This is a genomic window from Stutzerimonas sp. LR2, assembly GCF_055755175.1.
In genome coordinates this window covers 706,676-718,442 of sequence record NZ_JBVTRR010000002.1, presented here as the reverse complement: position 1 = coordinate 718,442, position 11,767 = coordinate 706,676, and the positions used below count along the sequence as shown (strand labels likewise).

The 11,767-nt window shown below is 63.0% G+C and carries 11 protein-coding genes; 9 read left to right on the top strand and 2 right to left on the bottom strand.

The window, feature by feature from the left end:
• Positions 1 to 7: 7 nt before the first annotated feature.
• Together ACVRRC_RS09920 and rfbD are read right to left on the bottom strand one after the other, a co-directional pair.
• Entirely contained in the window at positions 8 to 1,546 is a 1,539-nt protein-coding gene (locus ACVRRC_RS09920) for an MBOAT family O-acyltransferase (protein ID WP_045158258.1), read from the bottom strand.
• A gap of 263 nt (positions 1,547 to 1,809) precedes the next feature.
• Positions 1,810 to 2,718: a dTDP-4-dehydrorhamnose reductase gene (gene rfbD, locus ACVRRC_RS09915; RefSeq protein WP_041755618.1), complete on the bottom strand. Its 909-nt coding sequence runs from the start codon at positions 2,716 to 2,718 to the stop codon at positions 1,810 to 1,812.
• Between the two features lie 505 nt (positions 2,719 to 3,223).
• Between rfbD and ACVRRC_RS09910 the strand changes: the two genes are divergently transcribed.
• The 9 genes from ACVRRC_RS09910 to trbL are packed head-to-tail and all read left to right on the top strand — an operon-like array spanning position 3,224 to position 11,758.
• The gene (locus ACVRRC_RS09910; RefSeq protein WP_472996928.1) at positions 3,224 to 5,194 is read left to right on the top strand and encodes a conjugal transfer protein TraG; all 1,971 of its coding nucleotides are present in this window, start codon (positions 3,224 to 3,226) and stop codon (positions 5,192 to 5,194) included.
• The gene (locus tag ACVRRC_RS09905) at positions 5,191 to 5,643 is read left to right on the top strand and encodes a CopG family transcriptional regulator (protein ID WP_240153938.1); all 453 of its coding nucleotides are present in this window, start codon (positions 5,191 to 5,193) and stop codon (positions 5,641 to 5,643) included. The genes ACVRRC_RS09910 and ACVRRC_RS09905 overlap by 4 nt, the downstream gene beginning before the upstream one ends.
• A 38-nt stretch (positions 5,644 to 5,681) precedes the next feature.
• Complete coding sequence (gene trbB / locus ACVRRC_RS09900; RefSeq protein WP_472997000.1) at positions 5,682 to 6,632, top strand: P-type conjugative transfer ATPase TrbB; 951 nt, start codon at positions 5,682 to 5,684, stop codon at positions 6,630 to 6,632.
• Positions 6,633 to 6,646: 14 nt separating this feature from the next.
• On the top strand, positions 6,647 to 6,970 hold the full coding sequence (locus ACVRRC_RS09895; RefSeq protein WP_170800351.1) for a TrbC/VirB2 family type IV secretion system protein: 324 nt from the start codon (positions 6,647 to 6,649) through the stop codon (positions 6,968 to 6,970).
• Positions 6,967 to 7,239 carry a VirB3 family type IV secretion system protein gene (locus tag ACVRRC_RS09890; protein WP_472996927.1) on the top strand — a complete coding sequence of 91 codons (273 nt, stop codon included), beginning with the start codon at positions 6,967 to 6,969 and terminating at the stop codon, positions 7,237 to 7,239. Before ACVRRC_RS09895 ends, ACVRRC_RS09890 begins: the two co-directional genes overlap by 4 nt.
• Before the next feature lie 7 nt (positions 7,240 to 7,246).
• Entirely contained in the window at positions 7,247 to 9,667 is a 2,421-nt protein-coding gene (gene trbE / locus ACVRRC_RS09885) for a conjugal transfer protein TrbE (RefSeq protein ID WP_472996926.1), read from the top strand.
• A 2-nt stretch (positions 9,668 to 9,669) separates the two neighbouring features.
• Positions 9,670 to 10,395: a P-type conjugative transfer protein TrbJ gene (trbJ, locus tag ACVRRC_RS09880; protein WP_472996999.1), complete on the top strand. Its 726-nt coding sequence runs from the start codon at positions 9,670 to 9,672 to the stop codon at positions 10,393 to 10,395.
• Entirely contained in the window at positions 10,392 to 10,604 is a 213-nt protein-coding gene (locus ACVRRC_RS09875; RefSeq protein WP_472996925.1) for a hypothetical protein, read from the top strand. Before trbJ ends, ACVRRC_RS09875 begins: the two co-directional genes overlap by 4 nt.
• Entirely contained in the window at positions 10,601 to 11,758 is a 1,158-nt protein-coding gene (gene trbL, locus ACVRRC_RS09870) for a P-type conjugative transfer protein TrbL (protein ID WP_472996924.1), read from the top strand. Before ACVRRC_RS09875 ends, trbL begins: the two co-directional genes overlap by 4 nt.
• The last annotated feature ends 9 nt before the right edge of the window (positions 11,759 to 11,767 follow it).

The window sequence follows — 11,767 nt, the reverse complement described above, 5'->3', positions numbered from 1 at the left end:
GTCGTGGTCAGAACTGGAAGTAGAGAAATTCGGTCGGCGCCATGGAAAAGGCGATCGCCAGGGCGAAGAAACCGAGCACACCTACCGCCATGCCGTGGATTGCCGATGGACGCCAGGCGCTGACTGGCAGCAGCCGTTCAGTCCAATGAAGCTGGGCCTGATAGTTGAGTGCTGTGCGGAAGTGGCCCATCCACTGCTGCACGTTGGGCATGCCCCAGACGAACGCCAGCAGCGCGGCGATATAGGCGAAGTCCGATCGGTCCATGTGCACGCTGTCCGGGCTCAAACCGAGCATGCCTTGGAGGACCGCCAGCGCGGCCGGCACGTCGGCGGCGCGGAAGAACACCATCGCCACCACCACGCACTGGAAGGTCACCAGCACGGCCAGCGCCTGATGCCACCAGACCTCGCTGTCCAGCTTCCAGCCCTGGCGTACTTTCCAGGCGCGCCAGCCATGGGCGACCACCAGGTAGAAGCCATGTAGCAGGCCGAACACCACGAATTGCCAGCCGGCGCCGTGCCAGATGCCGGAGATGAACATGGTGAATACTGTCGGATAGGCGACCAGCGCGAGGAAGGTGCCAAGTGTCATCTTGCCGCGGCGCGGCTGCGGCTTGCCGGCTGCCATACGGGCACGGGTCACGCGCAGCACGACGGGGTTGTAGATGTAGGCGGTGAGAAAGCGCGTCAGCGTCATATGCCAGCGCGACCAGTAGTCGATGACGTTGCGCGCCTTGAACGGGCTGTTGAAGTTGGCCGGCAGGCTGATGCCGAACAGCAGCGCAAGCCCGATGGCCATGTCGCTGTAGCCAGAGAAGTCGAAATAGATCTGCAGCGTGTAGGTCAGCGCGCCGGTCCATGCGTCGTAGAACGCCGGGACGGTGCCGTCGGCGGCCAGGCTGAAGACCGGCGTGGCTTTCAGCGCGAGGGTATCGGCGATCACCACCTTCTTGAACAGGCCGAGCAAAAACACCGTGGCGCCCAGCGACAGGTTGTCGATGCGCGCGCGGAAGCTGTCGCGGTCGTTGAACTGCGCAAGCATCTCACCGTGGTGGGTGATCGGTCCGGCGATCAGCTGCGGGAAGAAGCTGATGAATAGGCAATAGTTGGCGAAGTCGTGTTCTTCCACTACGCCATCATGGGCGTCGACCAGGTAGGCAATCTGCTGGAAGGTGAAGAACGAAATGGCCAGCGGCAGGATGATGTCCTCGACGCGCCAGCCCAGTTCCAGCGCGGCATCCAGGGTGCTGAAGAGAAAGCCGGTGTACTTGTAATAGACAAGCAGCAGCGCATTGGCAGCCACTGCCAATGCCAGGATACGGCGCGACGGGTGCCGGCGCAGGTAGCCGCCGAGGAGGTAGTTGAACAGCATGCTGCCGACCAGCAGCGGGACGTAGACCGGATTCCACCAGCCGTAGAACACCAGCGAGACGACCGTTAGCCAGGTCACCGCCAACCGTTGTCGGCCCGATCCGGTCAGCAAGAAGAATCCGAGCAGCACCACCGGAAGAAAACCGGCAATGAATTCCATTGAATTGAAAAGCATCGTCCCTACTCCCTGCTCAGCGTTCGTGCATCGCTGCTCAGGCCGCCATTCGGCGGAGGCGGATCATCGCCAAGGGTCCGTGCACTTCGGTCGCGGCACCAGCATCCATCAGGTGTCGCGGCATCCTCGGTCCATCAGCGGATGCTCGCCCGGCGACGGCATTACCCGTTCCCCATGAGCTCCTTATGAGTCCGACTTGAACGTGTAAGAAAAAGTTTCAGGAAATCATGACCGTTCAGCGGCGCGATCTGAGCGGTCACTCACTATGCCGAAACTGCCTCATCGAACAGGCCACACGGGCTTTTCAAAGCGTCGATGACTGCCTCCAGATCCACGGACCACAGCGCAGGGGGGATGCCGAAAGCCTCCGTAAAACGACTGCAATCCAGCACGGACCAAGCCGGACGTTTCGCTGGGGTTGGATAGGCTTCGGTAGCGATAGGCGTCAATCGAGGTGGGTGCCGGACGATCCCCGCGCGGACCGCTTGCTCAAAAATGGCCTGGGCAAATTCGAACCATGAGCAGGCAGGCTGGCTGCTGTAGTGATAAAGCCCCCACGGAAGCTTGCCGTCTGCCTGATAACGCAATGCGAGGTCGAGCAAAACCGACGCGATCCGATCCGCACTGGTCGGACAGCCAACCTGATCGTCGACGACGCGTAGTTCCGTTTCACCTGCCAGGCGCAGCATCGTTTTCACGAAGTTGCTTCCATGCCTGCCGAACACCCAGCTGGTTCTTAAGATCAAGTGCTTTTCAAACTGCTGAACCTGGAGTTCCCCGGCCCGTTTGCTCGCACCATAAACGCTAATAGGGTTCGTTTGATCGCTCTCGACATAGGGTCGCGCCAGTGCTCCGTCGAAAACGTAGTCTGTCGAAAGATGAAAGAGTGGAATACCGTGGCGCTGCGCTTCCTTGGCCAACTGATGGGCACCGTCTCGGTTTACGCGATATGCCGCCTCGACCTGTTCCTCCGCGGCATCTACGGCGGTGTACGCGGCGGCGTTGATGATCAGGTCCGGATTCGCCAATTGCACTGCATTCGCAACGGATCGAGGACAACTGACATCAAGTTCCGCTTTACCGAGGCCTATTACGTGCAATCCCCTCTTGGCCCCCTCCTCGACCAAACTGCGCCCGACCTGACCTTTACTTCCTGTAATTAAAATCTTCATAGCCATATCCTTAAGCGAGTCGGCGTCTAGCGAGCATGGGCGATTCATCCCGACGAACAATCGCGGAACAGTGATTCAAGGGAATTGGCCATTTTCCAGCGTAGAAACGACTGGACCACGATGCCGTGTGGCAGCGCGAACCCAATCGATGGGATCGACCTGTAGCGATATTCGAGGCTGCACCGTTGGGAGCCGGGCAACTGGTCTGGTTCACGATTCACCTCCATGTATTCGCGAAACGCAGCTCCGTACCGACGCTCGGAATTGGCCTCGAGGCGCCGGCGCATGGGCTGTAAGACTTTCGTTCTACATGCCTGGTTCCATGCTCCATACGCCAGATCGAACTACCGTAGGTGAAGCCAATCTTGTGAGAAGGCCTAAGCGAGGATGCATGCGCAAAGAGACATGGTCCTTGCTCATTCGGTCTTTGATGTCCGTGACCTGATTACCGAACCTTATCCATACGGCACGCCAAGGTGCCGCATGGATAAGGAGCGCAACGGCGGTGAACCAGGCATCGAACGTGCTGTACGGGCAGGTGGTGACGACAGTCTCGGTCGTGCTCGCCAGCGTCTGGATCGCGACGCAGTCGGCTGCGTCGTCACTGGGCTTTGATCAGCAGCTTGGCCGCCCCTGGTTCGAACTGCGGGGCTATCCCGTGTATCAGCCCTGGCGTTTGTTCGGCTGGTGGTTTCGGTTTGGCAATGCGTCCCCATCTACCTTCGACAGGGCGGGTTTGATCGCAAGCGGCGGCAGCGCAACTGCCGTGTTGCTCGCATTCGGCATGTCCATCTGGCGGGCGCGCCAGTCCAGTACAGCCACTACCCACGGATCCGCGCGCTGGGCCATGCTCAGGGAGGTACGTGCGGCGGGGCTGACAAAGGACGCGGGTGTCTGCCTGGGCCTTTACCGGGGCCGCTATCTGCGCCACGCAGGCCCCGAGCATGTCCTTGCGTTCGCCCCCACCCGCTCTGGGAAGGGCGTCGGGCTGGTCGTGCCGACCCTGCTGTCTTGGACAGGTTCGGCCATCATCCACGATATCAAGGGCGAGAACTGGAACCTGACAGCGGGCTGGCGCTCGCGCTTCTCGCACTGCCTGCTGTTCAACCCGACCGATCCGGTTTCCGCAGCATATAACCCCCTACTCGAGGTTCGCCGGGGGAATCATGAGGTCCGGGACGTCCAGAACATCGCGGATATCCTCGTCGATCCCGAAGGCGCGATGGAGCGGCGCAATCACTGGGAGAAGACCAGCCATTCTCTGCTGGTAGGCGCCATCCTTCACGTCCTGTACGCCGTCGCGGACAAGACACTGCGAGGCGTTGCCAATTTTCTTTCAGATCCGGCCTGCACCTTCGAGCTGACGCTCCATCGCATGATGGTTACCTCCCATCTGCCGGAGGGCCCCCATCCGGTCGTCGCATCCGCGGCACGCGAGGTGTTGAACAAAAGCGAGAACGAACGCTCGGGCGTGCTCTCGACGGCCATGTCCTTCCTCGGCCTTTACCGTGACCCGACGGTGGCCCAGGTGACCTCCCGATGCGATTGGCGCATTGCGGATCTGGTTGCCGCTGCGCATCCGGTGTCGCTCTACCTGGTCGTTCCGCCGTCGGACATCAGTCGCACCAAACCGCTCATTCGACTGATCCTGAACCAGATCGGGCGGCGCCTGACCGAGTCGCTCGACGGCGCAGATGGTCTCAAGCGCAGGCACCAGCTATTGCTGATGCTCGACGAGTTCCCCGCGTTGGGACGGCTGGACTTCTTCGAATCGGCGCTGGCGTTCATGGCAGGTTATGGCCTGCGGGCGTTCCTGATCTCCCAGTCGCTTAATCAGATCGACAAGGCATACGGGCCGAACCACTCGATCCTGGACAACTGCCATGTCCGTATCACCTTTGCAACCAACGACGAGCGTACGGCCAAGCGTATCTCCGAGACCCTGGGCACGGCGACTCACCTGCGCGCGCAACGCAACTACGCGGGCCACCGGCTTGCACCCTGGCTGGGGCACCTCATGGTCTCTCGCCAGGAGACGGCGCGACCGCTGTTGACGCCCGGCGAGGTGATGCAGCTACCGGTCGACGAGGCCATCGTGATGCTCTCCGGCGTGCCGCCCATCCGCGCCAAGAAGCTGCGCTACTACGAGGATCGCAACTTCATGCGACGACTCTGCACCGCTCCGTTTCTTTGCCCGGGTCCCTACCTGGATGCGCCAGCCGTAGCACCTCACGACTGGTCCGGCCTTGTTGCTCCAGCCAAGCCCTGTCAGCCGTTCAGCAACCCAGGGGACGATGCCGGAGGCCTCGAGCACAGCGCTCTGGACGGGGCATGGAACGAGGCAGTACCGACACCAGACCTTCGACCGCTGGCCAATGACCTTGCGCTGCTGGACGACGATGCCGGTCTCGAGTCAGCCGGAACTCCACTTCGGCTATCGGTGGCGATCGGTCCTGACGGTGGAGTTTCCCCATGAGACGGGCGCGGCTGAACCTGTTCATCGAGCCCGAGCACGCCAGGCGTCTCGATGAGCTCGCAACCAAAAAAGGGGTATCGAAGTCATCCCTCGTCGCCGCAGCACTGGCCAGCTGGTTGTCACCCGCTTCAGGTGAACAACGAGAGGTTGCCATGGGCAAACGGCTGGATCGCCTGTCGAGGCAGTTCGAGCGGTTGGAGCGTGACCAGAACATCCTCATCGAGACCGTTGCCCTGTACGTGCGCTACTACCTGACCGTTAGCGCGCCGGTGCCCGAAGCGCACCAGGAAGCCGCGAGAGCCCAAGGTCGCTTGCGCTTTACCCAATTCGTCGAGCAGTTGGGCAGACGCTGGCAAAAGGGCCGACGTCTTATAGACGACATCGAGCGTGAAGGTCAGGCCTTCGAAACAGCTGATCACGCCATGACAGCGTCGGGAGATCGGCCATGACCGCCCTCCCCGCCACGGCGCTCATGCGCAGCGTAGCGATGTTGCGATCGGCCATGGGCCCGCTGATCGCTGACGCCCTGGATGATGCAGATGTGGCCGAAGTCATGCTGAATCCCGATGGCCGCTTGTGGATCGACAGGCTAAGTGGAGGTCGGCAGGAGATCGGCTCCCTGTCGGCCTCCGAGGCCGAGCGCGTTGTCAGGCTGGTAGCGGCACACATGGGGCAGGCCACTAATGCGGCGAGCCCTCTGCTGAGTGCCGAGCTGCCCGAGACCGGAGAACGCTTCGAGGGCGTTCTGCCACCCGCCTCGCCCGCGCCCACCTTTGCAATCCGAAAACGTGCCGTCCAGAGCCTTACCCTCGACGGCTATGTCGATGACCGTGTCATAACGGCTGCTCAGCGTGACGTGCTGCGCGAGGCGGTGAACGAGCGCAAGAACATCCTCATCGCCGGCGGCACAAGCAGCGGCAAGACCACGCTGGCCAATGCCCTACTCGCAGAGGTTGCACGCACTGGCGACCGGGTCCTGGTGCTCGAGGATACGGTGGAGCTGCAGTGCACGGCCCGCGACCACGTGTGCCTACGGGCAATCCGCGGAGTCGTCACGATGAAGGACCTCGTGCGCAGCACCCTCCGGCTTCGGCCGGACAGGATTGTCGTCGGTGAGGTGCGGGGCGCGGAGGCGCTTGACCTCGTCAAGGCATGGGGCACCGGTCATCCGGGCGGGATCGCCACGATCCACGCCGGTTCCTGTCACGGTGCGCTGCTTCGTCTGGAGCAGCTGATTCTCGAGGTTGCCCTCGCCGCACCGCGGCCGCTGATAGCCGAGGCCGTCAATCTCGTCCTGTTTCTTTCCGGCCGCGGCTGCGCGCGCCGCGTCCAGGAGATGGCCTGGGTTACCGGTCACGATCTTCAGGGCTATGGACTGAAAGCAATCGAAACACCGCTCGCCAACACACGAACGAGCCATCAGGGAGCGCCTCGATGAACCAGTCGTTTCTGATGGGCGCAAGGCCGGCCGCCAGTGTCATTCGTCTTGCACAGCTGCTGTTGGCGTTGGGTCTTGCAACGCCGGTTTTCGCAGCCGGCTCGGGGATGCCTTGGGAGGCGCCGCTGGAGATGATCCTCAAATCGGTTCAGGGCCCGGTCGCAAAGATCGTTGCGGTCATCATCATCGTGGCAACGGGGCTGGCGCTTGCCCTGGGTGATACGAGTGGGGGCTTTCGCAAACTCATCCAGATCGTCTTCGGGCTGTCCATTGCCTTCGCCGCCTCCTCGTTCTTTCTCAGCTTCTTCAGCTTTGCCGGCGGCGCGGTGATCGCATGAGTGATGCGAGCCCACACCTGCCCGGCTTCGAACTGCCGCTGCACAGGTCATTGTGCGAGCCAATCCTGCTCGGCGGCGTGCCCCGCAGCGTGGCCATTCTCAACGGCACCATGGCCGCCGTAGTTGGCTTGGGCCTGCAGCTCTGGCCGGCCGGCCTCGCACTGTGGCTGACAGGCCACATGCTGGCGGTATGGGGGACGCGGCTGGATCCGCAATTCCTGCCGGTGTTTGCCCGCCACCTCAGATTTCCACCCTTGCTGGACGTGTAGGCCGACCATGCTGAATCTGCGCGAATTTCGGGCATTGCCCGCCAGGCTTGCCGACTGGCTGCCCTGGGCAGGTCTCGTGGCGCCGGGAATAGTGCTGAACAAGGACGGCTCCTTTCAGCGAACCCTGCGCTACCGCGGCCCGGATCTGGACAGCTCGACCGAGGCGGAGCTGCTCGCCGTAACGGCTCGGCTGAACAATGCGCTGCGTCGCCTCGGATCGGGCTGGATGCTCCATATCGAAGCTGACCGCCACGCTGCCGAGGCATACCCCACCAGCCAGTTTCCCGATGCGCTGTCCTGGCTCGTCGACGAGGAACGCAGGGCAACGTTCGAAGCGGCTGGCCGCCATTTCGAGAGCCGGTACTACCTGACCCTTACCTACCTGCCAGGCGAGCAAATTCGGGCGCGGGCATCTGGCCTGCTCTACGCCGGCCGAGCCGCTCCCGGCGCGGACTGGAGGCGCGAGCTCGGCGATTTCGCCCGCGACGGCGACCGCTTCCGCGATCTGATTCAGGGCGCGATGCCCGAGACCGCCTGGCTGGATGACGCGCAGACGCTGACTTATCTGCACCAAACCGTATCGACGCAGCGGCAACAGGTAACGGTCCCGACCGTTCCCTTCTATCTGGACGCCCTCCTCGCCGATCGCCCACTCGTGACAGGAATCGCGCCCATGCTGGGCGACCAGCACCTGAGGGTCGTCTCGGTCAGAGGCTTTCCGGGATCGACCTGGCCCGGCGTTCTCGACAGCCTGAACCACATCGCCATCGCGTACCGCTGGTCCACCCGCTTCATCTGCCTCGACAAGCAGGAAGCGCTCACCGAGCTCACGCGGCTTCGCCGACAGTGGTTTTCCAAGCGCAAAAGCGTTGCGACGCTCCTGCGCGAAACCGTTTTCCAGCAGGAAAGCGCGCTGGTCGACAACGACGCGTCCAACCAGGCCGCCGACGCCGACGCTGCGCTGCAGGAGCTCGGCGCAGACATGACCGCCTTTGGGTATGTCACGACAACCGTGACGGTCCTTGGCGAGACCCGCGAGCTAGCCGATGAGAAACGTCGGCTGGTTGAGAGAACCATCCAGAGCCACGGGCTCGTCACCATTGCCGAGCAGCTCAATGCAGTCGAGGCCTGGCTCTCCTCCATTCCCGGCAATGCCTACGCCAACGTACGCCAGCCACTGATCTCGACCCTCAACCTTGCGCACCTGATGCCCGTCTCGGCCGTATGGGCAGGTCCCGCGCGAAACCAGCACCTCGACGGCCCGCCCCTGATGATCACCCGGACAGAGGCTTCGACGCCTTTTCGGCTGGTCATACATGTCGGAGATGTCGGCCACACGCTGATCGCAGGCCCGACCGGCATGGGCAAGTCCGTGCTGCTTGCAACCCTTGCTCTGCAATTTCGGCGCTATTCGGGCGCACGCCTTCTTATCTTCGACATGGGCCGTTCGCTAAGGGCGACGACACTGGGCCTCGGCGGCATCCACCATGATCTCGGGGTCGACGCTTCGCTTGCGTTCCAGCCTCTGGCCTACGTTGATGATGATCGCCAGCGCACGTGGGCAAGCGAGTGGGTCCAGGCCCGCCTGCTGCAAGAGGGTGTCCATGTTGGGCCCGAGCAGCGGTCGGCCATCTGGACGGCGCTGCTCAGCCTGGCCGGCGTGCCCAAGGCCCAGCGAACCCTCACGGGTTTCACCCTTCTGCTGCAGGACCCCACCCTTCGCGAAGCGCTCGAGCCCTATCTGCTCGGCGGCCCACATGGCCATCTACTCGATGCGAACCAGGACTGCCTGGCCGATGCGCCCGTGCAGTGCTTCGAGATGGAGGCGCTCATGTCGAGCAAGGCGAGCGTCGCCGCGGTGCTCGGCTACCTGTTTCATCGGTTCGACGATCAATTCGATGGTGCGCCGACGCTGCTCATTCTCGACGAAGCCTGGCTGTTTCTGGACGAGCCGCTATTCGCGGCCCGCATCAGGCAGTGGCTCAAGACACTGCGCAAGAAGAACGTCTCGGTGATCTTTGCCACCCAATCGCTCGCCGACATCGACGCCTCGAGCATTGCGTCGGCCGTCATCGAAAGCTGCGCGAGCAGGATCCTGCTGCCCAATCCGCAAGCGCAGGAGCCACAGGTCCGCGCGCTTTATAGGGCGTTTGGCCTGAACGATCGCCAGATCGAAATGATCGCGGGTGCCGTACCCAAGCGCGAGTATTACTACCAGTCCCGTCAGGGTAACCGCCTATTCGAGCTGGCACTCGGCCCGGTAGCCCTCGCCTTTGCGGCCGCAGCTACGCCCGAAGACCAGCGCCGGATCGACCAGGTGCTCTCGAGCGGAACGCCCTTCGCACAGGCCTGGCTGCAGTGCCGTGGACTGGACTGGGCGGCCGGGTTGCTTGCATCGCATCAATCGGCACTGGACCACCAGCCGTGACACTGCAGCGGCTGGTCCTACACACGGTGGTTCTGCTCTGCGCCTCGGCCATCGAGCACGCGGGCGCGATAACCGTCATCGATCCGACCAACCTTGCCCAGAACACGCTCACCGCCGTGCGCACGCTGGAGATGACCAACAACCAGATCAGCCAGCTGCACAACGAGACGCAGATGCTGCTGAACCAGGCGCGCAACCTTGCTGCGCTGGACTTTGATGTCGTGAGCCGGCTGCGGCAATCGATCAGGCGAAGCGAGCAACTGCTGGCCGAGGCGAACGGGCTTGCGTACGAGCTTTCAAGGCTCGACCAGGTCTTTGCCCGACTGTACCCCGAGCGGTATGCCGCCTCGATCACCAGATCCGACATGGCCGCACATTCGATCGAGCGTTGGATCCAGGCACGCGAAGGCGTGCGCACCGCCCTTCGCATGCAGGCCCAGCTCTCGCACGATCTCGTCTCGGATGAGGCTGCGCTCACCGACCTGGTCAGCCAAAGCCGATCTGCAGTCGGGGCGCTACAGGCGACGCAGGCGACCAACCAGTTGCTGGCCCTCCAGGCCAAACAGGTTATCCAGGCCCAGCAGCTGGCCATTGCACATAACCGCGCCGTGTCCATTGGTCAGGCCCGTCAGGTTGCCACCGAGCACGAGGCCCGAGAGCAGCGCAAACGCTTCATGGCTAGTGGCGCGTCCTATGCGCCTCGCCCCCTCCGGGTCTTTGCGCCATGACGAAATGGATGCTCTTCCCGGCTCTTTTGGGTGCTGCGCTAGTACTGGCGTGCGGCTGCCAGCGGGCGGATTCGAGCAGCGATGCCGCGCGCCATGCGGAACCGGATGCAACACAGCGCTTCTTCTCAGGGCGGGCACGGCCCGGTGAGTTTCAACGGCTGCAGCAATTGCCGGACATTCCGCCGACCTTCGAGGAGCCGGAGCCATGAACGATGTTGGGGTCATCGACCGATTTCTCGAAACCTTCTCGCTCTACATCGACTCCGGTTTCGGGCTGCTCGGTGGGGAGATCGCCTTTCTGTCGGCGACGCTGGTCGTCATAGACGTCACCCTTGCCGGCCTGCTCTGGGCCAATGGGGGTGATGATGCCATTGCGAAGCTCCTCAAGAAGACCCTCTACGTAGGCGCGTTCGCCTTCATCATCGGCAACTTCAACTGGCTGGCCAAGATCATCTTTACCTCCTTCGCAGGCCTCGGTCTGCTGGCGTCAGGCTCTTCGATGACGCAGGAGCAGTTTCTGCAGCCTGGACGGATTGCTGCTCTCGGCATCGAGGCGGGACGCCCCCTGCTCGAACGCATCGGCGGCCTGACCGGATTCACCGAGACGATGGCCAATCTCGACATGATCGTCGTGCTGTTCCTGGCATGGCTCGTCGTGCTCGCCAGTTTTTTCATCCTTTCCATCCAGCTATTCGTCACCCTGATCGAGTTCAAGCTGACCACGCTCGCAGGCTTCGTACTGGTGCCCTTCGCGCTTTGGAACAAGACCGCCTTCCTCGCCGAGAAGGTGCTCGGCAACGTCGTTTCGTCGGGGATAAAAATCCTGGTGCTCGCGGTGATCATCGGAATAGGCAGCGGGCTATTCGACGAGTTTCTATCAACTCCCGAGGAGCCGACCCTCGATCATGCGCTGGCCACGATGCTCGCCTCGCTCGCCATGCTGGGACTCGGCATCTTCGGCCCCGGCATCGCGACCGGACTTGTCTCGGGCGCACCACAGCTGGGCGCAGGTGCGGCCGCCGGAGCCGCCCTAGGGGTCGCCGGCATGACCGCCGGCGGTGTGGCCTTGGCAACCGGCGCAACATCTGCGCTCAAGGGGTCGCGCCTCGCCGCCGGTGTGACGGGCGCAACAGGGGCGGCTAGCGCGTCGCGCATGGCAGGCGGCTCCCTGGCTGAAGCCAACATGGCGCAAGGTCCGGATGGGCAACCAGGCTCCGCGACAGCACAACCGGCCTGGGCCACGCGCCTTCAGCGCCGTCCTCAGATTGGACAGACGACAGCCACCGTCGCCCGCACCCTGCGCGGCGGGGATGCCGGCGGCTCGGCACAGGGACCTCGACTGAATGACCCGTCGGATGGGTAAGGGAGGCCG